This window comes from Kamptonema animale CS-326, from assembly GCF_028330895.1.
GTDB lineage: Bacteria > Cyanobacteriota > Cyanobacteriia > Cyanobacteriales > Microcoleaceae > Kamptonema > Kamptonema formosum.
This window is the reverse complement of record NZ_JAQMUA010000390.1, coordinates 1-24340: the sequence shown is the minus strand read 5'-3', so window position 1 is coordinate 24340 and position 24340 is coordinate 1. Positions and strand designations below refer to the sequence as shown.

Sequence of the window (24340 nt, the reverse complement as noted above, 5' to 3'; positions counted from 1 at the left end):
GGTAATTGGTAATTGGTAATTGGTAATTGGTAATTGGTAATTGGTACCTTCCACATCTTCCCTTCTTCCCCTCTCTTCCTCTTTCCCTAGTCCCTAGCCCCTAGCCCCTAGCCCCTAGCCCCTTCTTTGGTAATTGGTAATGGCTAATTAATAAGATTGCCTACATATATGTTAAAATTCTTATTTGCATTATATTTTTCAATTTTTTTCTCCTTAATAAGTGTAACAAATCACCAGAAAAAATCTATTGATAATTTTTTAGTTTTAGCAAAGTTACCAATAGTTATAGCCACCTTCTTGACAATTAAGACTTATGTAACGCCGCCCTCTGAGCGGTTAGAATACCACCTACAAGGCGGCGTTACGGATGTATGTTCTAATGGTATTGGCGACTGCTATATCAAAATACAAAATCAAGTATTAGGCGAAATAAAAATCAGTAAAAATATTAAATATAACTTATTGCAAACCCTGCTACAACAATCAATTAAAGATGAAGTCCATCGCACTTTTAGACGGCTAAAACCGATTTTTAATACTTGGTTAATTATTCTGCTGATGCTATCTACAAGCGGAGTCGTAGGGGTTTTGCTACTACTGGGAAAATTAGCTAAAGAAATGGAGGTTTACAGCCAAGAACTTGACGGTATTAAGTATGATGCTCTCTCCCAACTTAATTATATCGCTGCTGATGCAGAAAACGTATTAAGTGAAATCAAAGAAAAGCTGAAAATTGCTAATAAGTAAAAGCTGGTGCTTGATGCTAAAGATATATCTCCACCAATGGAAGAGATAAGAGTTAAGAAGAAGGAAGAAGGAAGAAGGAAGAAGGAAGAAAAATTTAGTTATCTAGGAGAGAAGGAAGAATGTTTATACAGTCAGCTTTTTAGCCATCCTTATCTTATGTTTAATTAGGTTTAGGTGGATTTACTTGACGATTAACAATCTTATACCAAATCAGGCTTTACTAACCCTTTATTGTCATTGGGAGCAAAGCGAAGCAATCGCAGAGACTAGGCGATTGCTTCACTTTGCTCCCAATGACGGATTATTGCTAATACATATACAGGACTTACGGCGGTCAAAAACCGGGTTTCTGCGTCAATATTTCTCGACAAAAGCGATGATTTTGGTCAGAAACCGGGTTTTTTGCCTAAGTCCTAATATAGCAACCGCCAAGATCGTTAGGAGATCTTTCTGAATTACCCAAGCCCTTACTTTTCTCCTATTTTCCTTCTCTTCCCCTAGCCCCAAGTTTCTAACCGCCTTGGCGGTTGCTATACTTCTGCAATAGCAAATTCAACTTATCCTTAGTTGCCTGGGGAACTTTATCTAGCGGAGTTAAAATGGCATACTTTAATGCTGAATGTGCCTCAGAATGAGGAGGATTTTTACTTAAACGTCGTACTGTTTCTTGAATAGCTTTTTGAGCATTAACCGCATTTTTATGCAAATTTGCGATTACCATTTCTACAGTTACGCTATCGTGATCTGAATGCCAACAATCATAATCGGTAACTAAGGCTAAAGTTGCATAAGCAATTTCAGCTTCTCTCGCCAACTTTGCCTCTGTTAAATTCGTCATCCCAATTACCGTTGCACCCCAACTACGATACAAATTGGACTCAGCTTTTGTGGAGAAAGCTGGCCCTTCCATGCAGATATAAGTACCGCCTCGGTGAAGAGTGACATCGGGAAGATTCAGAGATGCGATCGCATCTCCCAATATTTTCGCCAATTCGCCGCAAACCGGATCGCCGAAAGTAATGTGAGCAACAATTCCCTGACCAAAAAATGTAGAAATTCGCTCCTTTGTCCGGTCAATAAACTGATCGGGTACTACCATATCTAAGGGTTTTGCCTCTTCCTTCAAAGAACCAACGGCCGAAGCTGAGATTAAATACTCAACTCCCAAACTTTTCATGGCATAAATATTAGCTCGGAATGGCAATTCTGAAGGCAAAAGAGTATGGTTCCGGCCGTGTCTGGCTAGAAATGCTACTCGCGTTCCCTCTAGCGTTCCCAGAATTAGAGCATCTGAAGGCGATCCAAAAGGTGTACTAATTTCCACCTCCTCGACATCCTTAAGAGCGTCCATTTTGTACAGTCCGCTGCCACCAATAATCCCAATTTTTGCTTGAGCCATAATTCCTACCAGATGCCTTGGTTTTACTCAGGTATTGTACTGAAAGTGTGAACTTTAAGTAAAGTTTGGTATATTGTCAATGATAATTGTCACTTAAGCTAGGGCAAATTGTCACGATCTTTTCTGCTGCCTATCACGCTTTAGCTTCACGAAATCTTTAAAAATGAAGCTACTGAGTTCTGTTGTATACTTTTGTTCTGTCTTGGTGTTGATAAATGATGCCCACTAATGCCAGCCCCCCCAAAGTTTCAGTGGAAGACATCGTTGAGCGAATCTTTGCCTTCCGCCAAATTACGTCGATCGACCAACGACTATTGCGATCGGCACTACTTTCGACGCAATCCCTCAGCGAGAGCGATCAGGTACAACTAAACCGAGTGTTTGAAGGTCTACGGAATGGAATTATCTTAGTTGTTGAATAAAAATGAAGCATGGGATTATTCTTACGCTGACAGAGCAATGAAAAATAATCAAGATCGAGGATTAAAATTTAATAGCCAAAATCCAGTATAAGTCATACCTGAATCATCAGGTTGAACTAGCAAAAAATGCAATCCCTGACTTAATTGCTGGCGCTGTTGGTAAATTTCCCCCGCCGCCTTTACATCAGGATCTTCAAAAGTAGCAACAATCCACCTGTCAACTAATCCTGCTTCCAAAATTAAGCCATCGGGACTACCGGGAATATAATTTAAAGCAACTGGTTTAGCTGCTTGAAGCCATCTTGCTAATCGCATCGATTGGCGACCGCCATCAATTATAACACCAGGTACAGATACCGTTGAAGCTAATGCTAAATTTAGCGGTAATAGTAATTCTGGCATCTCTAAAATTGGTATAGGACGGCTTTTAAAAGCATCTTCAATATCGCCAGCGGGTAGTGCTGCAAAACGCCAGCGATCGCCCCATAAATTCTCAGGTAAAGGTACTGGTGGCGGTGACTCTAACATTACGGGATTGTAAGTTTCACCCGTATAATTAACCATTTTTGGATATTGTTTCGCCCGTTCTTCTAATAGTTGTTTGAGAGCAAAAGTGTGCCGAGTCGCTTCTATCTCAATACCTAAAACTTGCGCGGCTGACTCAATTAAACCCAAAGATTGGGGTCTAAATACTTGTATCAAATCTGGTAAATTCTTCCCCTGACTTACCTGTTGTAATTGTTCGGTAAGCCAGACAGAATTAGCTTGAGATTGAGGGCAAAAAGTGCTAAAAGTAAAATTGCGGTCTAAGTCGCAGATCGATAACTCCCATAACTTTTCTCCAGCATCATCCTTGAGAGGGCGGCGATAAAAATCAACTTGCCAAATAACCATAGTCATATTCTGCCCAAACTTCAGCCGCTAAACCTCTTGAATTTGCATCAATCGCTGCTTCAATCTTACAGGATCGCCTCGATCCACAACCTCACCTTTCTCTAACAAAAAAGCCCCATCACAATAATTCAATTCATCCAAACGGTGCGTGACCCACAAAGCAGTCAATCCTCGATTTTTGATCAAACGCTGAACTTGAGCGACTAAATCTAACTGAGAATCAGGATCGAGTAAAGCTGTAGGTTCATCTAATAGTAAAACCTCGCAATGACGAGCGATCGCACCTGCGATCGCTATGCGCTGTTTTTGTCCCCCACTGAGAGCATAAATCGGCCGCCGCTGCAAATCCAGCAAATTTACAGCAGCTAACGCCTCCTCTACTCTCTCTCGCACCTGAGCGATCGACAGCTTTTCCTCCACCAGGCCAAAAGCCACATCCGCCCCCACCGTCGGCATTACCAACTGGTGGTCAGGGTTTTGGAAGACAAAACCCAGCCGTCCCTGAATGTCAATTTCCCCCGACTGGGGGGATAATAGTTCCGCCAGCAACCTCAAAAGCGTTGACTTGCCGCTGCCATTTGTACCCAAGAGCATCCAGAATTCGCCCTTGGGAACCTTTAGAGAGCAATTCTGCAAAACGCGATCGCCCTTGGGCCAGCTAAAGCACAAATCGCGCACGGTAATCGCCGGAGCTACCATCTCTACATCTGTACCCGAAACGCTCATTCTGCTGCGGTCAGGGTAACAAAACCAGGCGATCTCCCAGTTGCCGATGCACCAGATTTTTGAGATACCACCACGGCCGAAATCTCACTGCTCAGGACAGCAACTTTTTTCTCAGGATTTTTCTCGCAGGTAAGTTCGAGCACTTGGGGTTGAGTAGCGCGAATCGCCTCTAGAACCTGCTGATAAACAACATCAGCATCATCCGCTGACTTCCTTTGCACCGAGAGCGAGACAGGCGTAGACTTGACAATGATATCGATAGTGAACATTCGCTTTAAAAAATTTAACTGGAGATCCTAACCTTAAGTATAGGTGCAGAGGAGCAGAGTAGGGGTAAATAGGGAGTTCTCCAGCAGTAAGAAGGAGGAGCGACTGTCAAGCATACTGTATCCCTGACTGGGATTGAGCCATTTCATGAGGGGAGAGCGGTGAGGCTGGAACCTTACCCGACAGAAGTGGTAGGGGATACCCTGCCATTAACTCTCTAACTTTCTTTTGCTGCTGACGCGATCGCTCCTAGTCCAAACCCTACATTTACGGTCTGTGTTAGATTGCCAAAAGTGTTGTCATCAGCCAAAGTAATTCTATCTTCTCCGGTGAAGTCTACAATCACAGCGCTCTCAGTTATCGTTAAAGTCTGTTGCCGAATCCTTTAGCTCTTTTAGAGCTTTAGAAAAGCTAGCCAAGAAAGGAGAACCTAAGCAAAAACCGAGATTGCTAAAATATAGGACTAAAGGGGGAAGGTATCAAATCTCCTATCCGGGAAAAGCCTTAAAAATAGTCGGCAATTGGGTAAGGTTCCCTCTAGGAAAGAAAGGAAGAACGCTAATTGAAACAGTCCAAGCAGAAAGTGAAACTCTGTTCGCGCTTCCACTTGGGGTAAAAAAATATTTGATGACTATTACAAATTTTAAGGTCTAGGCTATCTTGGAAAAGACGCTATCAAAGTGACTTTCATGGCATCTCCTACCAATCCCCCTCTACCAGATTCATCTATTAAACCCTCTCTGGAAGATGGTTTAGCTGCTTTGAAAGCAAAAGATTACCCCAGCGCGATCGCACATCTAGAAGCCATTGCCAAAGCAGAGGCAAATCAGCGATCGGGTTTGCGGGCACAGATGGGATTGGTGATTGCTTATAAAAAGACTGGGAAAGTCAAAGACGCGATCGCACTCTGTTCCGCTTTAACTAAAAGTTCCAACAGTCAAGCAAAAGCTTGGGCCTCCAAAACATTAAAAGATTTAGTCAAGCGTAATCCACCAAAGATAGCAGGGGAGCGAGGGAGCGGGGGAGCGAGGGAGCAGGGGAGCGAGGGAGCGGGGGAGCGGGGGAGCAGGGGAGCGGAGGAGCGGGGGAGCGAGGAAAAGCAAGAAGCGGGGAGTTTAGTTTTAGAATTGCCAGATTCAGAAGAAATATCCCCAGTTGAAACTGGTTTTATTCCGTTTGAATCTCCAGCGATCGCATCTCCACCGATAACTACCTCTGCTTCTGAAACAACAGCACAAGCTGACTTAACAGGATTTGTCCCCTTCGATGCGACTGCGCTACCAACTGTTCCCAGTAAAGTCATTAAACAGAATGTCGTTTCCTCGCCCTCAGCAACTTCCCAAGTCCCTAATATTAAGGTTTCTAAGCAGAATGATACAGATATAACGCCGCCAATATCTCTCAAAGGCGATGCTGATATTGACTCCCATCTTCTCGATACTTCGGAGAGTTTACAAGGCTCACCAGAGGAAGAACAAAGTCGCGAGCATAATCCCAATTTGGCAACAGACTATAGCACTGAAAGTAGTAGCTATCAATTAACTTGGCGAAAGAGCGATCGCGCTCAGAAATGGCGACCCCTCAAACCCCTAAAATTTGGTCGTTTTGGGTTGGAACAGATAGCAACTGGACTCGCTCTATTTTGGGTGACACTCACAGTTGTGAAATTTCTCCTAACTACTGTCAATGCTCTATTACTTCACTTTTATCTATTAACAAAGATTCCTTTATTGAAACCAATTCCGCTTTTTAATCTCAACCCCGCCCCATTTTTACAATTCACATTTGGGTTGCTCTTAGTTTTCTCGCCCTGGTTAATGGACGCACTATTAAAGCAGTTTCACGGCTTGCAACCGCTACCCATGACCAGCTTATTTAATTATAGTAAAGAAGCTAATGGGGTACTGCGAAGTTTTTGCCGAAAAAGAGACTTGCCAGTACCTACTATAAAAGTTTTGCCGACTAGCGTTCCCATCGCTATGACTTATGGTTGCTTACCCCGATTCGCCAGAATTGTAGTTAGTCAGGGATTGTTAGAACAACTTTCAGAAGATGAAATTGCTGTTGTTTTTGCCCGCGAGTTGGGGCATATCGTTCACTGGGATTTTGTAGTAATGTCCCTAGCAACAATGGTGATTCAAATTCCCTATACTATCTACTGGCAAGCTGGATATTGGGGAGATCGAGCCAAAGATTTGCCAAATATTCCTATATCTGTTCGAGGATTTCTAATACCTTTTCTGCGGGGGGTGGCGATCGCTATTTCGTCAGCCAGTTATGGCATCTTTTGGCTGCTGCGGTGGCCCGTTTTGTGGCTATCACGGCGACGAGTTTATTATAGCGATCGCCTCGCGGCTGAAATTACAGGTAATCCTAATGCTTTGACTCGCGCGATCGCAAAAATGGCGATCGGTATTGCTGAAGATGTCCGCCAACAGCAGCAAATTTGTCCTCTACTCGAAGGCTTTGAATTTTTGACACCCTTGGGTGTCAAACAAGCCGTCACACTTGGTTCTACCGCATCACTAGCCCCTTTGGAAACCCTTTTACAATGGGATATACACAACCCTTACCGCAAGTGGTTAGAAGTCAGTAATACCCATCCTTTAATCGGAGAACGCTTACACTTATTAACCCTCTATGCCCAGCACTGGAAACTAGACCCAGAACTAGATTTAGCAACCAAGCCAGCAGGGGAACAGAAGCGCAATTCTCGCTTACCAATTACCAATTCCCAATTCCCAATTACCAATTACCAATTACCAAAACTGCTGTTGCAAGGTGCTCCTTTCTTCGGCATTCCCATGAGTTTAGCGATCGTTATCGGGATTTGGTCGATCGGGTGGATTTTCTCTCTCTTTGACATTTGGCAACTGGATTGGCTTAAAGGCGATCGCGGCATTCTGATCGGTTGCTTACCCATTGGCTTTAGCCTCGGCACTTTCATCCGCATCAACTACTTCTTCCCAGACATTAAACCCTCGGCGACGGCGGAACCAACAATAACAGAGATATTATCTAACTCAGAAGCTTTACCTCTAGATAGCCAGCCTGTCCAACTCCAAGGCAAACTCCTCGGTAGAAGCGGCATCAACAATTGGCTGGGACAGGATTTAATTCTGGAAACTGCCACTGGCTTAGTGAAATTACACCATCTGTCCATACTCGGCCCGATTGGCAATCTTTGGCCAGTACCAACCCGTCCCTCGGATTTAATCGGAAAATCAGTTATTGCTACTGGATGGCTCAGACGAGGGCCGACTGTGGCGATCGATCTGGAAAACTTACGGACTGAAGGTGGCAGAACCAGCTATAGCGGTCATCCCATCTGGTCTACGATTTTAGCCTTCGCTGCGGCTCTTTGGGGAGCCTACATCATCTTTAATACCGGCAGATCGGGGATATAAGTTTTGAGTTTTGTTTTGTAGGGGCGGTGCCCCCGTGCCCGCCCTAAGCCTTGAGTTTTGAGTTAAAACAGTCAGAAATTACCCCTTCCTTATTTCCTTTTCCTTATTTCTCCCTGATCAGCCTTGCTCCCTCTCTCCCCTGTCCTCTGTGCTCCCCCGCCTCTCTCCTCTTCCTTATGTAAAGAAAAGTTGCAATTTTACCGATCGAGTGTTACATTTAGTTACATGAAATTGATTGACCCAGACTACGGTATGCCCTCTATAGGTTATAGCCATTAAGGTATCACGTACAAATTGTCAACCTCCCAACACAGTAAGTTTAGCCAGCCGCACCTGTCGGCTGTTTTTTTAGCTACTCGCATTTAGAGTTAAATTGCTAAGCACTTAAAACTACCTAGCCTTAACTTAAGATTGAAATCTTGGCTACAGGTAGCTGTGTCCTCAAGGCTGTGATACCTTTAATAGGATAGTTGAACGCTGTCCTACCCAGCTCAAGGGATACCAGAGTTCAAAAATTGAATTTAGCATTTGGTTAGAGATGAAGTTACTTACTCTAAAAAAATTTAGTCGTTGTGTCCCTCATCGTACTAAACTGAGTAGTGACAAATCTTGACCACCGCGAGCAATGCCCCGACTGGGGTAGGGTAGGCGCTGTTACTTTAGTAGCCGTCCATCCCATTTTGCTAAAATCCAATTAGACAAGTCTAGTCTTAAAAACCTGCCCTGGGACTGAGAGGAAGTCACGCTTGAGGAGCTTGCTGCAAGGCAAGGATAGCAGACCGCCATTTTTGGCAAAAGGATTGCGCCCAGGAACCAGCAGCTTTAGGGGTATTAGGAGCGAAACTTCCTAATAATTCCATCTCCTTATAGGGGTGGAAGTGTCAAATCCGGGTTACTTGAACTTGAAATCGTTGGAAATTAATTTCTACAGTCCTGGCTATAAAAATTCTGCATCAACACGGGAAGCAAATAACGCAGAACTAATATCTAGCCTCAGTTTTTAAGTGATGACCACAAGTTTACACAACAACCTTACAGTTAAAAATTCTCTGCCTTGGTTGCCAAGTGCAGGGGTAAGAAGAGTTAATCATCTTTTTTTACAAAGTGAGGTGCGGTGTCAACCTTGGTTAGATGAACGCGCAGTTTCTGCGGTTTGGTCATGCTGCCTTGCAGTTAACTTTCTGTTGACTTCAGGTAATGATTTTCTAGCAAACTAATTACAGTCCAAGTCTGGAGGAATATTTCATGTCTATTCGTCTCTATGTAGGCAATCTCCCTAAAGAACTCGAACGCCAAGAACTGCAAGCAGTTTTTGCTGAGGAAGGCGAATCGGTTTCTGCTAAGGTGATCACCGATCGCAAAACTGGCAAATGTCGGGGTTTTGGGTTTGTGACGGTAGCTACTGACGAACAAGCCGATCAAGTAATTGAAAAATACAACGGCTTTATGTTCAAGGAAAATCCCCTCAAGATTGAAAAGGCATTGCCTCGGTCTAAGGGGGGCAAAGGTGAAAAGGGTGATGAAGATCAGCCTCAGCAGCAGTCCCAGTCTCAGCCTCAATCGCAACAACAACCTCCACAGCAGCGTTCTGCGCCGTCTACCGGTGGCGGTGGCGGTGGTGGCGGTGGTAAAAGCGGCGGTCGTCGGCGGGGTGGCGATAATAAGTCACGCCGGGGTGCGGGTGCAGCAACTAGCTATACTGCCGATTCTGGTTCGGTGCAGCCAGATCCTCGCTGGGCTAGTGCTCTGGAAGAACTCAAGCAACGGCTGGCGGCTGCTCAAACTAATACCTAAAACTGCGATCGCAGAGGATAGCGCGAGAACTTCAGCTCTAGACTTGGGTTGACACTCCCCGGTCTCCAGACACGGGGATTATTAAGGACAAGATTTTTGGGATAAATCCACAAAAATCTTGGTTCTTAATTGACAGAGATTAAAAAATACCAACTCCTTTACGGCTAAAACTAAGCACAGAAGAACATCGCACCCTGTGTAAACTTAGGTAGATGCGATCGCGAGTAATTCCTGAATCAGTGTTCAAGGTAGCAGCCTTTTTCCATCTCCTATTTCTGGTTAGCAAGCCTTAAACTGTGCAGCCTTAAGTTAGTAGTGGACTGAAAAAATGGCACAAAGTCTGATAAATAATTAGTTTTAGTGCCATGCAAAATAAGGAAAAACAAACTTTACAGATCCACTCAGAACCAAAAGCTTCTGAAAAATGGTGGGCACTCTTCGGGATTGGGACTGGTGTGTTTATGTTTGGTTTGGATATCCACATCGTTACCCTCGCCCTACCAACATTAGTTGAATCATTCCACACTAACTTTATTACCATTCAATGGGTAGCGATCGGTTATTTACTGATGCTCAACGTTTTTGTGTTAGCTGTGGGTAGGTTGGGTGATATGTACAGTAAAAAGCTGTTGTACCTGACTGGAATGCTCTTGTTTACACTGGGTTCCCTGCTATGCGGACTAGCACCTAATGTTAGTTTTTTGATTGGCTTTAGAGTCGTTCAAGGCATAGGAGCTGTGTTTATTGCTGCATTAGGTACGGCAATTATTACAGAAATATTTCCTGAAAAACAACGGGGACAAGCACTCGGTATTATAGCCGGAATTTTTGCCATATCAATTGCCATCGGCCCAACGGTAGGAGGAATATTAATTAATTTATGGGACTGGCCTTTAATATTTTGGGTGAATGTACCGATTGGTGTAATTGCCAGTTGGATTGTTCTTAGAGTTGTACCCAAAGAGATTATTACTAAAGAGTCACAACCCTTTGATTGGATTGGCGCGTTGTTGATGGCAATCAGCTTATCTTGCTTTGCACTCGGCATAACTTTAGTTCAAAACCAAGGTTTCGGTAGTATCAAAGTGCTGATTTTATTCACTTTGGCTGCCATCAGCTTAGCCTGTTTTTTGGTGATAGAATCTCGCATTAAAGCACCGCTACTCAATCTGAAAATTTTTGAATCGCTAGAGTTATCGCTTAATCTATTAATGAATTTAATCGTTTATCTTGCCCTCACAGGTGTAATTTTTATCATCCCTTTCTTTTTGGAATTAGTGAAGCATTATCCTGCCAGCCAAGTGGGTTTGTTAATGGCGGTGCAGCCTATGCTAAATGGGCTAATTTCACCGATTTGTGGAATGCTATCCGATCGATTGGGAGAGCGAATTATCAGCTTAATTGGATTGATTTTGATGGCATTTGGGTATTTGGCGATCGCGACTTTTAATAGCGAGTTGACTTCGTTGGGTTATATTGTGCGGATGATTCCTGTAGGGGTAGGGATGGGAATGTTCTACGCCCCCAACAATAGCGCTGTAATGGGAGCAGTGTCAAAGGAATACTTAGGCATCACTTCTGGGTTGTTGTCTTTGTCGCGGACATTGGGACATATGAGTGGCGTAGCAATTTTGGGTGCTTTGTTTTCAACTGTTACGATTGCTACAGCTAAGCTATCTGGAATTGATGTTAAAGATGTCACAAATGCACCTGTTGAGGCATTAGTTTTTGGAGTGCAGGCTACTTTTCGCACCGCTGCAATAATTATGGTAGCTTTAGTAATTGTAATATCTGTCTTCTGGGTGTTAGAGAAAGTGGAGAAACCTGTTGTTACAACATCTTAAGTATACTGTCCTCCATTGATATTTAATATGGAGCCTGTCAGATAATCAGGTGCATCAAAGGCAACATAAGTCACGAAGTTCGCAATTTCTTCTAATCTTCCTTTTCGCTTAATATGCGTAGTTTCGATCGCCTGAGATTGTCTCTCAGAAGACACCCCTTGGGACATTGTAGATTCAAATATTCCTGGATTGACTCCAATAATCACCGAATTCTGACTAGACAATGACTTCGATAAACTTAATACTAATCCATTGAGTCCGGCTTTAGCAATTCCATAGGCGATATCTCTACTTCCAACATAAGCCGCCGCCGAACCAACTATGATTACTCGCGTGGGAATATTTTGGGTTAGACACCTTTTAATGGCCGCAATCATAAAATGAGCAATACCTACCAAATTAACTTGAATATTTTCATATAAACTATCTTCTTCAAAACTGGAAGAGTTAAATGTTTCGTCACCAAACTTACCAATACAACTAACAAAAATAACTTTCTTATAGTTAAAAACAGGAAGTGTATTTATCGTTGCTCCAATTTGACTTTTGTTGCTAAAATCACAGGCAAGATAGTAACTTAAATTTTCAAGACAAGTTGCTTGTAGTATATCTATACCAAGAATATCGGCATTCAAATCTTCGCGACAGGAGATCGCGGAACCTAACGCTCCTTGCACACCCAATATTACAAGTAAATTATCTTTCATTAGTTACCAGATTTTTTCGTAATTTCAACAAAATACTCAACTTTTTTTCGCATTGAAAACTGATATTCTTCTAAAGACATATCTAGGTTTGAGAAATAGGTTATCCCCCTAGAAATTGGTACGATCGCACCCTGACCATCAGGATTAAAATTGATGAATGTATTTTCGATTTTACCACCTTGGCTTCCTACTCCTGGCACTAAAAAGATGGCATTCGGCATGATTTCCCTTAATTGTTTTGCTTGTTCAGGAAATGTAGCACCTACCACAGCACCGATGGAACTGTAACCACTTTTGCCAATACTATCTTTGCCTAATTGATTAACTAATTCTGCTAAATAGTAAGAAATAGTTTTTCCATTCACAACTCGATCTTGAATCATTTGGGAACCAGGATTTGAGGTTTTCACCAAAATAAATAAACCTTTATTACATTTAATAGCCGTTTCTACAAATGGCTCTAAACTGTCGTCTCCTAAAAATGGATTAATCGTGATACAATCTACTTCTAGATCCGACTCAATTGTCAATCCATTTGCTAATTTTGTCTTTCCTTCTAAATATGCTTGAGCATAGGCAAGTGAGGTGGAACCGATATCTCCTCTTTTCGCATCCAAAATCACTAAAAGTTTTTGATTTCTAGCATATTCAATAGATTGAGCTAGAGCCTTTATACCTGCACTACCAAATTGCTCGAAATAGGCAGATTGAAACTTGACTGCTGGAATCAAATTGTAGGCAGTATCAATCGCCAGTTTTGCAAAATTAACTAAGGCATTTGTAACAGCTTGAGAATCGCCGTTAGCTGGAAGGATAGCCTTTGGCATTAAATCAAAATTCGGATCGATTCCAACTACTATATTACTCGTTTGGGTAATTTTTTCTACAAGGCGATCGCTAAATTGCATAGTTTACTTTCCAGAATATCTTGATTGAACACTAACTACTTTAGATCAAAAAAATCACTGACCTACTTTAAAAAACACTCTCACTAAATAATCTATCATTGAATGTCATGGCCAAATTGACTTTTTTTTGATATTAAATATTTTTGCCATTCTTTTTTGTGACTAACCAAAGGTACTCTTTGATTTACTTTAACACCATTGGCGATTAAAATTTTCTCTTTTTCAAGATTATTGCTAATCAGGTTTACCGCCTTGATATTCAAATCCTTCAAAATCAAAATAGCCGGATAATAACTCCGCTGATCTGCTTGAATACCTAAATGTGAAAAAGCCTCAAACGTCGTATAATTTCTTTCTTCCATAAGCGCATAAGTTTTTAATTTATTTGTCCATCCGGCACCTCTCCCTTCGTGGTTAAAGTGATATATAATTAAACCATTTTCTGAGCGATCGATCATATCAATTGCTCGCATGAGTTGCCAATTACAGTCGCATCTTTGACAGCCAAAAATATCGCTTGTGTAGCAAGCGGAATTAATTCGCAATAAAATTGGCTCTTCAGGATTTTCAATATTGCCTTTATAAATAACTCCATGCTCTGTCTCAACTCCATCCATTCTTATTTTATAACCTCCCATTAACAGGTTAATTTTTTCCTTAAATAATAACGATATACCAAGAACTTTATCCACTATTGTCGGCGATGTAGTCATGCTAAATTTCCTGAGCTAATAGCTCTAAATCTGACAAAATATCTACCGATTATGCACCATAATAAGAGTTATACAACTGGCACATAGAGTCGGTGCGTCAGACACCGAAACCCTGATTATATCAATCCATAACTTCGTCTGACGCACCCTACAACTTGATTCGATCGTGACACTTGCCTAAGTCCGGCCTACTATTTCAAATGCTATAGATTGCTTCCATTTCCGAACGGGTAGAAAATGTTTTCCACGAAAGGAAGTGCAGATTAATGTCATCAGTTGTAAAATCTATATAACGCTTACTGGGGTCAGATAACCTCAAAGCTGGAGGTAAAAAGTCAGCCAGATCGAGCATAGTCATAATTTTTTGTGCGGCATCTTTTGGTGCAGTCTCTCCTGTATCTACCGATTCCACAATAGCAACAGCAGCATCCCATAATTTTCTAAATTCTTCATTCTTCGGATCTATATTAAATAAACCCAAGGGTTCATGGGCATCAGGTAGGGCTGAAGGATCGTCAGTTATAATGAATTTTTTGTGCATCATTCCTAACCTCAAACCACCCAAACCTACAGCGAGATACCACATCCGAAACCAAGCATTCCAAAGATCGAAGTCTCTAAACGAGATATATGAGCAGTTAACCAATTGATCGTTATAATTGATAGTATTCTGCTGTAACTGTTCTATATACTCGAAGTGCTCTGTTGAAAAATCGTTGTCGGCAACAGCTTGCAAAATTCTATTAGCAAGGGCATCAATAATCGCGGTGGTATTAGCAAGTCCTCTCGAAAAAAGCGCATCGATAAAACCAGCAGCGTGAGATGTCAGGCAATAGCGATCGCCCACGCATTTTTTGACAGAATATTGTAGGCGAGAAGTGGAAGTCCAACTCCGCACTGGTTTCGCTTCTTCAAATTGTTTCGCGATCGAAGGAAACCTGGCGAGAAACTGCTTCCATTCTGCTTCAGGTGGTGTGTCATTTTTAGGAAAGCGTCGAGAATCCAAGCACAAACCAACGCTGCACAAAGGGTTGGTAGCATCTTTATGGTTGTTGAAAGGAATTACCCACATCCAGCCACCATCAAAGATGTGATGCAGCGTACACTGAGACCAGGATACAGGCTGATCGAGTACATTTTTAGGGTGTACGCAGTCCTCGTAAGGTTTTACACCAACCATGTGAGTAAACACAGTACGAGAGTGAGTTTTCATGCGAGTTGGCGTTTCCCGCAAATCAAATTTTTGAGCTAAGGGAGAACGATAACCGCTGCCATCTACTAAATATTTAACTCTGAATTTTTCTCCTTGTTCTGTTTTTAAGTCAACACCTTGCTCGTCAATATTTATGTCGATAATTTTTGTTTTCTGTCGGCATTCTGTCCCATAACGTATGGCAGTATGAAACATATAGGAATCAATATCCTGCCGATACCAGTGGTTCTCCGGTTGTCCGGGAATTAAAGTTTGAGTAACTTGTTGAGGATTTTGGTCTTCCTCTTGGCGGTGATAGACAAATCCAAAACCCAGTTTAATACCACAAGACGATGTTACCTTTTGACGAATATCTTGAAAGGTAGCAAGATTTTTGAGTTCGGGAACGCCATAGCGATCGCCCATCAATTCTAACATCTTCGAGGTATGGGGTACGGTTGATTCCCCAATTGCAAATTTCGGATGACTATCTGCATCAATAAGCAACACACGAACATTATGCTTAGCAAGAATTGCGGCTAGGATACTGCCACTAATACCAGACCCCACAATGCCAACATCAAACTGGTTCTCTTCTGAGGAGCATACTTTCTTAGCGTTCAGTTGGCTTTGTACTTGCATATTTTTAGATCGCTCAAACAGTTTTGTTCTGTGTGACTGGAATCTTGATTTTATTGTAGCATAGGAATTGCAAATCATTCTGTCATTTTTTGACAAATCTGATTGACCAAATTCTCCGGTTCATTATCAAATATTACTTGGCTACTTGTTTTCTTCTTCAAGGCTTCCATTAATATTTCAATATATTCTGTCATGCCTCCAGTATCACTTAAAATCCCAATTAGTTTACCCATGTCATAGGCATTTGATAACTCATTGAGAGTTCCCCAACGTCCACTAATAAAGATAGCTGCATCAGAGTCTGCCACAGATGAAACATTTCTATATTTGCGACAAACGGCTGCATTATCTTTGTGCTTATAATCTTGGGGTATCCAAACTATCTCATCGTATAATTCTAAAGGCGTTTCCATCACTGCGAGATGATGATCTGGAGAATATGTAGCGGAGAATCCGATAGAATATCCGCCTAAACTCTTAGCTCCCAGTACAGCCTGTAGGGGAATGCCAGTACAGGCTCCTGTGATAATACAATTGCCGGTTATAGCAATTTGCTCTCCAACTTTTCTGGCTTTTTGATTGACAGAATCTTCGGTATCTATAGCCGAACCAAAAACACCAATCTTTTTCATAATAAAAATCAACTAAATTGGTTTTATAGAAGATCTAATTGTAGCTTTTTTGCCCAATGCAACCATTATCAAAACGAGCAAAGCTATAGCGATAGTAAACATTGTAATCTGTTCTTGTAGAAATAATGCTGAAGCAAAAATAGTCAAGAACGGCTGTAAAAGCTGCATTTGACTAACTCGTGCTACGCCGCCGATCGCTAGTCCATGATACCAAGCAAAAAACCCCAGAAACATACTAAATACACTGACATAGCTAAAGCCTAACCATGCTGACCATGAGGCGTGAAGGCCGTGTTGGAGGATCGCGATCGCCACAGGCACGACCAAAAATGGAGCAGACAGAACTAATGCCCAGCAGATTACCTGCCATTCCCCCAACTGGCGGGATAAGTGTCCCCCCCTCGGCATAGCCCACAGCAGCAGCAACAACTGCACCCAGTAAGGCGAGGTCAGCTATCTGTAAAGTTCCATCTCCTGTGATTACCGTAAACAAGACAACAATAGCACTACCAATACCACTACACAGCCAGAATGGGGTTGTTGGGCGATCGCCCGTTCTCAAGGCTCCTGCTATAGCGGTAGCTAAGGGCAAAATCCTAGCACGATCGCGCCATGAGAAGCTGGCAACCAACGCATTGCCCAAGCTGAAAGTAGGGGAAATCCGACAATCACACCAGCCGCTACCACGCATAAACTGGATAGATGTTTGCGGGATAGTAAAGGTTGCCGAGTGATTTTGAGTAAAATAATTGCCAACAATGAAGCTACTATCGCACGCCCTAACCCGACAACAGTTGAATCGATTTCAGCCACTGCCAGACGAGTTGCCGGCAGTGTCAGACTAAATATTAGGACACCAAGAAATCCGTAGGCTAGCCCTACTGTTTCTGAATCAATTTGTTTCAATTTCTGCCGTAATATAAACGAGTTTAGCGATTAGCAATTAGCAATTAGCAATTACGTCGTGTCACTAACTAAAGCGCCTTTGACCTTAGAAAAGCTAGGGGCAAACAAAGCATTTTCCGGGGTTTAGAAACGAAAGCTCGTTTCTGAAAAACATCGTAATTATTACGCTCGATCGCGTCCAGAATTTGGCTGTATAGCATCATTGCCGCCCACACAGGCCAGCGGATATCTGGACTAAGAACCTTGATTCCCCGTTCTGCACTAGCATAAAACTTGCGAGCGCGGCCGATCTGAAAACGCATTAATTCCCGCCAGCGTTCGTCAACGACACCGTTAAATAAATCCTCCTCAGTATAGTTAAACAGGGCTAACTCTTCTAAGGGGATGTAAATCCGACCGCGACGAGCGTCTTCTCCCACATCCCGGAGGATATTGGTGAGTTGGTTGGCAATTCCCAGGGCGATCGCTTCTTCAGAGGGACTTCTCGCATCCCAGTGCCAATTCCAGCTAGCCGCTGATTTGGTTTTCTCCACCCCCATTACCGCAGTGGACATCAAACCTACCGTTCCCGCCACACGGTAACAGTAAAGTTCTAGTTCCTCAAAGGTTGCGTAACGGGAACGGTACAGATCCATGCGCTGACCTGCAATCATGTCCCGAAACGGCTGGATATCCTGGGGGAAGCGGGAAATGGTATCTACGAAGGCAACGTCTAAGTCGTCTAGACAGTGGCCGGCAAATAGAGATTCTAGATGTGCTTCCCAGTGGTCGAGGGTTTCCGGCGTAGTTTCGCTAGCTCCCGGCCCGTCCACGAGTTCATCCGTGCGGCGGCACCAGACATAAATAGCCCAAATTGCCCGACGCTTGGCTTCGGGCATTAGCTGAGTGCCTAAATAAAAGGTTTTGGAGTATTTCTCCGTGATCTGACGACAGAGTTCGTAGGAGTCCTCCACAGAGGCCAGAGTTCTCATGCACTGGGATTTTGACAGTTGCAGCATTCTTTTTTCAGCTCTCAGGCTCAGGATCTAGCTATCAGCTTGCAAGAGTTTCACTCAGCACTGGTTTGGGCTGACCGCCTACCTCGATGCGCCGATCGCTATCTATTGCCTGCGCTGTCAGCTTACCAGAAAGTACGGCCCCTTCCATACTCGCAAGATAACGTTGCATCGTATAATCCCCCGTTAGATAGAAATTGCTTATGGGTGTGGTTTGGTTGGGACGGCACTCTTGGCGACCGGGGGTTGCTTTGTAAACTGAGCGGGGAGTTTTGACTACGTGGGATTTTAACAGTTTTGCGGGTTGGGGGATTTGGTCGGGGAAGAGTTTTTCGAGTTCGGCCATTGTCGCGGCGACAATTTCGGCATCGGATTTGTTAATCCAATCTTTGGCTGGTGCTAATACTAACTCCAGCATTGAGCGGTTGGGGTTGGCGTACTCGCGGCAGGTGTTGCTCATGTCGGCATAGACGCTGAGTAGGGGCGATCGCGAAAATAGCAAGTGATCGATGTCGGTAAGTTTACGGTCAAACCATAAATGTACATTAATTACGGGTACTCCTTCTAAGCCATCTAGCTTTTTGAAGTATTCCATTTGCCGCCAAGGTTCTGGGAGCATGACTTTGAGGGGGTCAACTGGCATGGCGGAAACGTAGGCATCGGCGGTGAGAATTTCGTCGGGGGTTCCGTCTAATCCGCGAATCAGGAAGCCGCTAACGGTTCCGTCACTGTTGAGTAAAAATTCTTTGATGGGGGCGTTGAGTCGAATTTCACCGCCGCGATCGCAGATGTAATCTACTATTGGCTGGCACAATCTCTCGGTGGGAGAACCGTCTAAGAAGGCCATTTTTGAGCCGTTTTTCTCTTGCAGAAAGCGGTTGAGGGCTGTGAGAATTACTGTTGAAGAGATTTCGTCGGGATCGATGAAGTTTAAAGCTTTGGACATGGCAATAAAGACTTCTTTTTCGACTCTGGGGGGGACGTTTTGCAGTTTCAGCCACTCAGAGAAGGAATATTTATCCATTTCCTCGACGTAGTTTTGACCCTTGAGCATGGCGGGAATTAAGCCTATGCCAAAACGGATTTTTTCTGGCCAGGTGAGCATATCGTTGTTGCCAAGGATAGCTACTACGCCGTTGAAGGGTGCGGGGATGTCGGGAAAGTCGAAACGCGAGTAGGTTCCGGGGGTTTCTGGTTGGTTAAAGATCATGGTGTGATCTTTCCATTGGAGTCTATCTTCGATGTTGAGCTCTTTGAATAGCTGCAACATATTTGGGTAGGCACCAAAAAAGATGTGGAGGCCGGTTTCGTACCAGTCGCCGTCAGCATCTTTCCAGGCCGCTACTTTGCCGCCGAGCACGTCCCGCCGTTCTAGGAGGATGGGGGTGTGCCCTGAGTCTGTGAGATATTTGGCGCAGGAAAGTCCTGCTAAACCTGCTCCCGCGATCGCAACTCGCATTTGACGCTTTGCCCTCTGTGTTTGATTCCGTCTCATTATAGTTTACAAGTTGTTACATTTTTTCAGGAAATGGTGGAGAAGGTGCGATGCCGACCCCTGGCTAAGCCTACGCTGGGTTAACGCGATCGTGGATAGCAAGGTAAAAGATTAGGAAAAATTTATTAGTTTTGGCTGTTGACAAATTACTATTTGTGTGTACCAAGCTTATAAAATTTGATTTAGGGATGAAGCGTTTAAAACATGACTTAAGTAGTCGGACATAATTAAACGTAGGGTGGGCGATCGCCGCAAAAAACCTGTAACTCATAGAAGATGGTTGCAGCGAGCGCCCACCTTACAATTTACAATTTATAGCGTTTATTTATGTCCACCTACTTAACTTACGCAAACCGAAGTTAGAAACCGGGTTTCTTCGTAAATCTCTCGTTAATAAACTAACAATTTTTCATAGAAACCCGGTTTCTTTGCGTAAGTCCAATAATGATTAAATGTTAACTGCGATAACTAAAACTTTTTCCCTCTTCCCTCTTCCTTCTTATTATGACTCGATTTATTCACGACAAATTTGCTAAAGATTACTTAGAAGAATTACTAAGTCCTTTTGGCACAGTACAAGCGCCTCGTAGTATTAGTGCGGAAGTCAGAGAAATAGATGTTTGGTTTGAGCCAGCATCTATTAACCAAGGGAATCCCGAACTTTTAGGATTATTAGGAAGATTAGCAAAAACTCCGTGTATTTTAGAACCATTTCGCAATCCAGTCACACCCCAAGAAATTTGCGATTGTCTATCAAAAGAGTTAGAAATTAGACGCAAATATTACCGTGAAACTGCTCGCAATCCCAAAGAAGTTGCCGATTTAGTCTTACCAAGATTGTGGATACTTACACCTACCGCATCAGTAGCAGTGTTGTCGGGCTTTCGTGCTATATTAGAACCAGAGTGGTTGCCGGGAGTTTACTTGATGGCACCGGAACTCAGGAGTGCGATCGTTGTCATTCACCAATTACCTTGTACCCCAGAAACTCTATGGTTGAGGATTTTGGGTAAAGGTAATGTTCAGAAGCAGGCGATCGCGGAAATAGAATCACTTCCAGTGTCGCATCCATTCCGAAAAAATGCTTTAACCATGCTCAATCGGTTAAGGGCAGAGTTACAAGTTACGACCAATAAAGATGTAGAAGATCAGGAGTTAATTATGCGATTATCACCACTTTTCGATCAACAATTGGAACAGGCAAAACAAGAAGCACAACAGCAGGGGATGCAAGAGGGAATCCAAGAGGGACAACGCCGCCTGATAGAAAATCTACTAACGTCGCGCTTTGGTTCCTTAGATGAGCAATTAGCAACAATGATATCACCATTATTGACTTTACCGCCGGAGGAGTTGGCTCCTTTACTCTTGCAGTTATCCCGTGAAGAATTATTATCTAGGTTTGGAGATCAAAACTGATGCGATTATTACTGCTTTTCGATCGAGAGTGGGAACAGGTAAATTTAATAGCAAAGTCGTAATGGATTAAATGAATCTAGAGTTTTACAATTTAGACTTACTAGAAAAAGAACTTGAAAAATTACCACTTTTACACAGGATTGCTTTCGCAGCTTCGATTTGCGAGAGAATGCTTCCGATTTACAATGTTTTTTCGCAACAAGAAGGTTGGGGCGATCCTACGTCACTCAGAATTGCTCTGGATGAAGTTTGGGAAGTGTTGCAAGCAAAACCTGTGGATGAAGCAAAAATTCGTCAACTCATTGATGATTGTGAAAACGCAGCACCTCATTCAGATTATGTTATGCAATCCCGATATGATTTTGAAGCACAACTAACCTGCTCGGCAATTCGTTCGACTCTAGAAGCTTGTATTGATTGCAACTCACAGCACTTTATTGATGTAATGGAATTTGTCAGAGATATTATCAACGGTTTCCTTACAAGTAGAAAAGATGATGCCGATCCCAATTGGTATAAAAAATCCCTGCAAGAACAAGAGGAATATGTTTCTAGCCACGCGCTGGCCAAACAAGAAATTGCTAAAGAACAAGAAGACCTACAGCGCTTGAGAGAAGTCGAAACCCTAGACCGAGAATTTCTAGAATCGCTCCGCACCTCTTTCAACAACAGCGGCAGAAGTTTAATCGATTTATCTTGAATGAAAGCTTATAAGCAGCTATGACAAGCAAACTTTCTAATTCACACAAAGCGGAACATCTCGAAGCAGCAAATATTGCTTGGTTCCGCCATCAGCTACAAACTTGGGCTTTGGATAACTTGCGGGATTTCCCTTGGCGGCGTACCACCGACCCCTATTCTATCTTTATTGCTGAATTCTTACTGCAAAAAACCGGAGCCTCAACAGCCAGTCCCGTTTACGAAACTTTTATCTCTTGCTATCCTACCTTGGAGATTCTAGCCGTAGCGCCAGTTAAAGATGTTGCTTGCCTGTTGCAACCTTTGGGTTTGCACTTTCGAGCTCAAAGGCTTTGCGAATCGGTGCAGATAATCGTCGAACGGTACTCTGGTAAAATCCCGGAATCAGAAGCCGAATTACTCAAACTCCCCGGAGTTGGCTTGTACACGGCGCGTTCCATCTGTGCCAATGCTTTTGGACAGCCAAAAGCCGTCCTCGATACCAACGTCGCTCGTATTTTCGAGCGCTTTTTCGGTTTGCTTGGCAATCGAGTGAAATCGCGCTGCCAACTGCTCTGGAAGGCAGCAGAACAAGTCGCCCCCGATACAGAGGTGGGAAAGTGGAACTTGACGCTATTGGATTTCGGAGCGACAGTTTGCACGGCTAAAAAGCCACGTTGTGGAGATTGTCCGCTGCGCGATCGCTGCCAAGCTGTTGTAGATTTAAACTACGATACAATCATTACTCGTGTTTTTGATTTTTCGTCTCAATTTAATAATTAATTCTCCTTCATTTAAGAGCAAAGTGGTAATTGACTAAATGAATCTAGACTTTTACAATTTAGACGTACTAGAAAAAGAACTTGAAAAATTACCGCCTTTACACAGGATTGCTTTCGCAGCTTCGATTTGCGAGAGAATGCTTCCAAATTACTATGCCTTTGCAAGAGAGGAAGGTGAGGGAAATCCTTCCATTCTCAGAACCTCTCTAGATGAAGTCTGGCAGATTTTACAGGGTAAAGCAGTTGAAGTCGAGATAATCAAGCTACTAATAAGAAATTGTCAAGAAGCGATCGTTCCTGGTGATTACGTTCTTGAATCACGGTATAGCGCCGAATCCCATTTAGCGGTAGTGGCGATTTCAAGCACGTTAAAAGCTTGTCTCGATTCGGACAATATAGAAGCCATTATTAAAGTAGTAAAAGTTGTAGGAGACACAATTTTTGGATTTCTTGATATTGAAAAAGAAATTACAGAACAAGATTGGTTACAAAAATCGTGGAAAGTGCAAGTTGAAGAGATATCAAAACATCCATTTACGCTCCGAGAAATAGCTAAAGAGAAAGAAGACATTCAACGCTTGAAAGAAGTCGAAACTTTAGACCGAGAATTTCTAGAATCGCTCCGCACCTCTTTCAACAACGGCGGTAGAAGTTTAATCGATTTATCTTGAGCGAAAGCTTAGAGGTACTATGAAAAATAAACTTTTTAATTCACACAAAGCGGAACATCTGTAAATAGCAAAAATTTGCTATAAAACGATCGGTTGACATTTTTCTCCCGTCAACCGATCGTTACAATATACTACTACTTATCCGTCACTGGAACAGGCGGCATAATAACTTTCCGCGCCAATCCCAAACTCTTCATTAACCAAATTGCCCACCAAGTAATATCAATTTCCCACCAACGCCAACCAGCTTTTGCCACATTAGGATGAGCGTGATGATTATTATGCCACCCTTCGCCGTAGGTGAGAATTGCCGCCCACCAAAGATTACGGGAATTATCATTAGTTTCAAAACTACGATATCCCCAAAGATGAGTAACAGAATTAATGAACCAGGTACTATGCCAAAGCAGAACCGCTCTCACAAACATACCCCAGATAATAAAAGACCATCCACCTACTGCATAAAGTAACAGTGCCAGAGGAATTTGCAGCAGTAAAAAGTTGCGATTCAGCCAACGATAAAACGGATCTCGTGCTAAGTCAGGGGCAAAGCGCTGATACTTTTCATAGTCGAAAAATGTTGAATAGGGATAGAAAATCCACAACATATGACTCCACCAAAATCCTCGACGGGCAGAGTAGGGATCTTTGATTTCATCTTCGGTAAAGGCATGGTGCAGTCGGTGTCCGGCAATCCAAAAAATCGGCCCACCCTGAAGTGCTAAAGCACCAATAATTGCGATCGTATATTCCAGCCATTGGGGAACCTGAAAACTGCGATGGCTTAACAAGCGATGATAACCTAAGCAGATACCAATACTACCAAAAAACCAGTGTAAAAACAAAGTTACACCTAAAGCTGACCAGGAAAAAAACCAGGGAGCTAGTAATGCTAGACCATGAATACTAGCGAAAAATACAACGGCTGTCCAATCTAGATTTGGTTCTTGTTCCGGTGATATCGACAAATCATTCGATGTCATTAATACTTCCTCAACCACACAAAAAGATAACGTATTTTAGGGTGCGTCAGACGAAGAATCTCGCTTTTGTAGGAGGTACGTAGTTGGGCTTTAGCCCTCTTTTCTTGTATGCGAAAG

26 protein-coding genes are annotated in these 24340 nt (G+C 42.9%); 10 read left to right on the top strand and 16 right to left on the bottom strand.

The window, feature by feature from the left end; genetic code table 11:
• The first annotated feature begins 297 nt into the window (after positions 1 to 297).
• Together PN499_RS22970 and PN499_RS22965 are read left to right on the top strand one after the other, a co-directional pair.
• Positions 298 to 747, top strand: coding sequence for a hypothetical protein (locus PN499_RS22970; RefSeq protein WP_272034955.1), 450 nt, complete (start codon positions 298 to 300; stop codon positions 745 to 747).
• 6 nt (positions 748 to 753) lie between these two features.
• On the top strand, positions 754 to 915 hold the full coding sequence (locus tag PN499_RS22965) for a hypothetical protein (RefSeq protein ID WP_272034953.1): 162 nt from the start codon (positions 754 to 756) through the stop codon (positions 913 to 915).
• A gap of 343 nt (positions 916 to 1258) precedes the next feature.
• Here the strand turns inward: PN499_RS22965 and PN499_RS22960 are convergent, their stop codons facing one another.
• A complete protein-coding gene (locus PN499_RS22960; protein ID WP_272034951.1) occupies positions 1259 to 2146 on the bottom strand; it encodes an S-methyl-5'-thioadenosine phosphorylase in 888 nt (295 codons plus the stop codon).
• Between the two features lie 215 nt (positions 2147 to 2361).
• Between PN499_RS22960 and PN499_RS22955 the strand changes: the two genes are divergently transcribed.
• Complete coding sequence (locus PN499_RS22955) at positions 2362 to 2568, top strand: hypothetical protein (RefSeq protein ID WP_272034949.1); 207 nt, start codon at positions 2362 to 2364, stop codon at positions 2566 to 2568.
• Between the two features lie 48 nt (positions 2569 to 2616).
• Here the strand turns inward: PN499_RS22955 and PN499_RS22950 are convergent, their stop codons facing one another.
• The 4 genes from PN499_RS22950 to PN499_RS22935 all read right to left on the bottom strand — a co-directional run bounded on the left by PN499_RS22950 (position 2617) and on the right by PN499_RS22935 (position 4801).
• Positions 2617 to 3462 carry a Tab2/Atab2 family RNA-binding protein gene (locus PN499_RS22950; RefSeq protein ID WP_272034958.1) on the bottom strand — a complete coding sequence of 282 codons (846 nt, stop codon included), beginning with the start codon at positions 3460 to 3462 and terminating at the stop codon, positions 2617 to 2619.
• 27 nt (positions 3463 to 3489) lie between these two features.
• Positions 3490 to 4188, bottom strand: coding sequence for an energy-coupling factor ABC transporter ATP-binding protein (locus PN499_RS22945; protein WP_272034947.1), 699 nt, complete (start codon positions 4186 to 4188; stop codon positions 3490 to 3492).
• Positions 4185 to 4457 carry a hypothetical protein gene (locus tag PN499_RS22940; protein ID WP_272034945.1) on the bottom strand — a complete coding sequence of 91 codons (273 nt, stop codon included), beginning with the start codon at positions 4455 to 4457 and terminating at the stop codon, positions 4185 to 4187. The genes PN499_RS22945 and PN499_RS22940 overlap by 4 nt, the downstream gene beginning before the upstream one ends.
• A 215-nt stretch (positions 4458 to 4672) precedes the next feature.
• The gene (locus tag PN499_RS22935; RefSeq protein ID WP_272034943.1) at positions 4673 to 4801 is read right to left on the bottom strand and encodes a hypothetical protein; all 129 of its coding nucleotides are present in this window, start codon (positions 4799 to 4801) and stop codon (positions 4673 to 4675) included.
• Positions 4802 to 5144: 343 nt separating this feature from the next.
• Between PN499_RS22935 and PN499_RS22930 the strand changes: the two genes are divergently transcribed.
• From PN499_RS22930 to PN499_RS22920, 3 genes are all read left to right on the top strand, one after another.
• Positions 5145 to 7862, top strand: coding sequence for a zinc metalloprotease HtpX (locus PN499_RS22930; protein ID WP_272034941.1), 2718 nt, complete (start codon positions 5145 to 5147; stop codon positions 7860 to 7862).
• Between the two features lie 1245 nt (positions 7863 to 9107).
• Positions 9108 to 9656 carry an RNA recognition motif domain-containing protein gene (locus PN499_RS22925; RefSeq protein ID WP_272034939.1) on the top strand — a complete coding sequence of 183 codons (549 nt, stop codon included), beginning with the start codon at positions 9108 to 9110 and terminating at the stop codon, positions 9654 to 9656.
• A gap of 365 nt (positions 9657 to 10021) precedes the next feature.
• Positions 10022 to 11500, top strand: coding sequence for an MFS transporter (locus tag PN499_RS22920; RefSeq protein WP_272034937.1), 1479 nt, complete (start codon positions 10022 to 10024; stop codon positions 11498 to 11500).
• Here PN499_RS22920 and PN499_RS22915 read toward each other — a convergent pair.
• The 10 genes from PN499_RS22915 to pds all read right to left on the bottom strand — a co-directional run bounded on the left by PN499_RS22915 (position 11497) and on the right by pds (position 19654).
• Positions 11497 to 12207, bottom strand: coding sequence for an SDR family NAD(P)-dependent oxidoreductase (locus tag PN499_RS22915; protein ID WP_272034935.1), 711 nt, complete (start codon positions 12205 to 12207; stop codon positions 11497 to 11499). The genes PN499_RS22920 and PN499_RS22915 overlap by 4 nt on opposite strands.
• Positions 12207 to 13115, bottom strand: coding sequence for an orotidine-5'-phosphate decarboxylase (pyrF, locus tag PN499_RS22910; protein ID WP_272034933.1), 909 nt, complete (start codon positions 13113 to 13115; stop codon positions 12207 to 12209). The genes PN499_RS22915 and pyrF overlap by 1 nt, the downstream gene beginning before the upstream one ends.
• A 95-nt stretch (positions 13116 to 13210) precedes the next feature.
• Entirely contained in the window at positions 13211 to 13828 is a 618-nt protein-coding gene (locus PN499_RS22905) for a GTP cyclohydrolase II (protein ID WP_272034931.1), read from the bottom strand.
• A 196-nt stretch (positions 13829 to 14024) separates the two neighbouring features.
• Positions 14025 to 15662: an NAD(P)/FAD-dependent oxidoreductase gene (locus PN499_RS22900; protein WP_272034930.1), complete on the bottom strand. Its 1638-nt coding sequence runs from the start codon at positions 15660 to 15662 to the stop codon at positions 14025 to 14027.
• A gap of 74 nt (positions 15663 to 15736) precedes the next feature.
• A complete protein-coding gene (locus PN499_RS22895) occupies positions 15737 to 16294 on the bottom strand; it encodes an SLOG cluster 4 domain-containing protein (RefSeq protein WP_272034929.1) in 558 nt (185 codons plus the stop codon).
• 12 nt (positions 16295 to 16306) lie between these two features.
• Positions 16307 to 16636 (bottom strand): DMT family transporter, encoded by a 330-nt coding sequence (locus tag PN499_RS22890; protein WP_272034957.1) that lies wholly within the window; start codon positions 16634 to 16636, stop codon positions 16307 to 16309.
• The gene (locus PN499_RS22885) at positions 16548 to 16886 is read right to left on the bottom strand and encodes a hypothetical protein (protein ID WP_272034959.1); all 339 of its coding nucleotides are present in this window, start codon (positions 16884 to 16886) and stop codon (positions 16548 to 16550) included. The genes PN499_RS22890 and PN499_RS22885 overlap by 89 nt, the downstream gene beginning before the upstream one ends.
• Entirely contained in the window at positions 16877 to 17200 is a 324-nt protein-coding gene (locus PN499_RS22880) for an EamA family transporter (RefSeq protein WP_272034928.1), read from the bottom strand. Before PN499_RS22880 ends, PN499_RS22885 begins: the two co-directional genes overlap by 10 nt.
• A gap of 68 nt (positions 17201 to 17268) precedes the next feature.
• Positions 17269 to 18198: a 15-cis-phytoene synthase CrtB gene (crtB, locus tag PN499_RS22875; protein WP_007357653.1), complete on the bottom strand. Its 930-nt coding sequence runs from the start codon at positions 18196 to 18198 to the stop codon at positions 17269 to 17271.
• 34 nt (positions 18199 to 18232) lie between these two features.
• Complete coding sequence (gene pds, locus PN499_RS22870; RefSeq protein ID WP_272034956.1) at positions 18233 to 19654, bottom strand: 15-cis-phytoene desaturase; 1422 nt, start codon at positions 19652 to 19654, stop codon at positions 18233 to 18235.
• A gap of 540 nt (positions 19655 to 20194) precedes the next feature.
• Here pds and PN499_RS22865 point away from each other — a divergent pair.
• From PN499_RS22865 to PN499_RS22850, 4 genes are all read left to right on the top strand, one after another.
• Positions 20195 to 21109, top strand: a complete 915-nt coding sequence (locus PN499_RS22865) for a hypothetical protein (RefSeq protein WP_272034925.1) — start codon at positions 20195 to 20197, stop codon at positions 21107 to 21109.
• Positions 21110 to 21179: 70 nt separating this feature from the next.
• Complete coding sequence (locus PN499_RS22860) at positions 21180 to 21809, top strand: DUF416 family protein (protein ID WP_272034924.1); 630 nt, start codon at positions 21180 to 21182, stop codon at positions 21807 to 21809.
• A 20-nt stretch (positions 21810 to 21829) separates the two neighbouring features.
• Positions 21830 to 22570 carry an HhH-GPD family protein gene (locus tag PN499_RS22855; protein ID WP_272034922.1) on the top strand — a complete coding sequence of 247 codons (741 nt, stop codon included), beginning with the start codon at positions 21830 to 21832 and terminating at the stop codon, positions 22568 to 22570.
• Positions 22571 to 22607: 37 nt separating this feature from the next.
• Positions 22608 to 23240, top strand: coding sequence for a DUF416 family protein (locus PN499_RS22850; protein WP_272034920.1), 633 nt, complete (start codon positions 22608 to 22610; stop codon positions 23238 to 23240).
• Positions 23241 to 23374: 134 nt separating this feature from the next.
• Here the strand turns inward: PN499_RS22850 and PN499_RS22845 are convergent, their stop codons facing one another.
• On the bottom strand, positions 23375 to 24223 hold the full coding sequence (locus tag PN499_RS22845) for an acyl-CoA desaturase (protein WP_272034918.1): 849 nt from the start codon (positions 24221 to 24223) through the stop codon (positions 23375 to 23377).
• Between the last annotated feature and the right edge of the window lie 117 nt (positions 24224 to 24340).

What these genes read in the sequence shown, in the direction of transcription:
- PN499_RS22960 (WP_272034951.1), bottom strand. Translation starts at nt 2,146, where the DNA reads ATGGCTCAAGCAAAAATTGGGATTATTGGTGGCAGCGGACTGTACAAA.
- PN499_RS22955 (WP_272034949.1), top strand. Translation starts at nt 2,362, where the DNA reads ATGATGCCCACTAATGCCAGCCCCCCCAAAGTTTCAGTGGAAGACATC.
- PN499_RS22950 (WP_272034958.1), bottom strand. Translation starts at nt 3,462, where the DNA reads ATGGTTATTTGGCAAGTTGATTTTTATCGCCGCCCTCTCAAGGATGAT.
- PN499_RS22945 (WP_272034947.1), bottom strand. Translation starts at nt 4,188, where the DNA reads ATGAGCGTTTCGGGTACAGATGTAGAGATGGTAGCTCCGGCGATTACC.
- PN499_RS22940 (WP_272034945.1), bottom strand. Translation starts at nt 4,457, where the DNA reads ATGTTCACTATCGATATCATTGTCAAGTCTACGCCTGTCTCGCTCTCG.
- PN499_RS22930 (WP_272034941.1), top strand. Translation starts at nt 5,145, where the DNA reads ATGGCATCTCCTACCAATCCCCCTCTACCAGATTCATCTATTAAACCC.
- PN499_RS22925 (WP_272034939.1), top strand. Translation starts at nt 9,108, where the DNA reads ATGTCTATTCGTCTCTATGTAGGCAATCTCCCTAAAGAACTCGAACGC.
- PN499_RS22920 (WP_272034937.1), top strand. Translation starts at nt 10,022, where the DNA reads ATGCAAAATAAGGAAAAACAAACTTTACAGATCCACTCAGAACCAAAA.
- PN499_RS22915 (WP_272034935.1), bottom strand. Translation starts at nt 12,207, where the DNA reads ATGAAAGATAATTTACTTGTAATATTGGGTGTGCAAGGAGCGTTAGGT.
- pyrF (WP_272034933.1), bottom strand. Translation starts at nt 13,115, where the DNA reads ATGCAATTTAGCGATCGCCTTGTAGAAAAAATTACCCAAACGAGTAAT.
- PN499_RS22905 (WP_272034931.1), bottom strand. Translation starts at nt 13,828, where the DNA reads ATGACTACATCGCCGACAATAGTGGATAAAGTTCTTGGTATATCGTTA.
- PN499_RS22900 (WP_272034930.1), bottom strand. Translation starts at nt 15,662, where the DNA reads ATGCAAGTACAAAGCCAACTGAACGCTAAGAAAGTATGCTCCTCAGAA.
- PN499_RS22895 (WP_272034929.1), bottom strand. Translation starts at nt 16,294, where the DNA reads ATGAAAAAGATTGGTGTTTTTGGTTCGGCTATAGATACCGAAGATTCT.
- crtB (WP_007357653.1), bottom strand. Translation starts at nt 18,198, where the DNA reads ATGCTGCAACTGTCAAAATCCCAGTGCATGAGAACTCTGGCCTCTGTG.
- pds (WP_272034956.1), bottom strand. Translation starts at nt 19,654, where the DNA reads ATGCGAGTTGCGATCGCGGGAGCAGGTTTAGCAGGACTTTCCTGCGCC.
- PN499_RS22865 (WP_272034925.1), top strand. Translation starts at nt 20,195, where the DNA reads ATGACTCGATTTATTCACGACAAATTTGCTAAAGATTACTTAGAAGAA.
- PN499_RS22860 (WP_272034924.1), top strand. Translation starts at nt 21,180, where the DNA reads ATGAATCTAGAGTTTTACAATTTAGACTTACTAGAAAAAGAACTTGAA.
- PN499_RS22855 (WP_272034922.1), top strand. Translation starts at nt 21,830, where the DNA reads ATGACAAGCAAACTTTCTAATTCACACAAAGCGGAACATCTCGAAGCA.
- PN499_RS22850 (WP_272034920.1), top strand. Translation starts at nt 22,608, where the DNA reads ATGAATCTAGACTTTTACAATTTAGACGTACTAGAAAAAGAACTTGAA.
- PN499_RS22845 (WP_272034918.1), bottom strand. Translation starts at nt 24,223, where the DNA reads ATGACATCGAATGATTTGTCGATATCACCGGAACAAGAACCAAATCTA.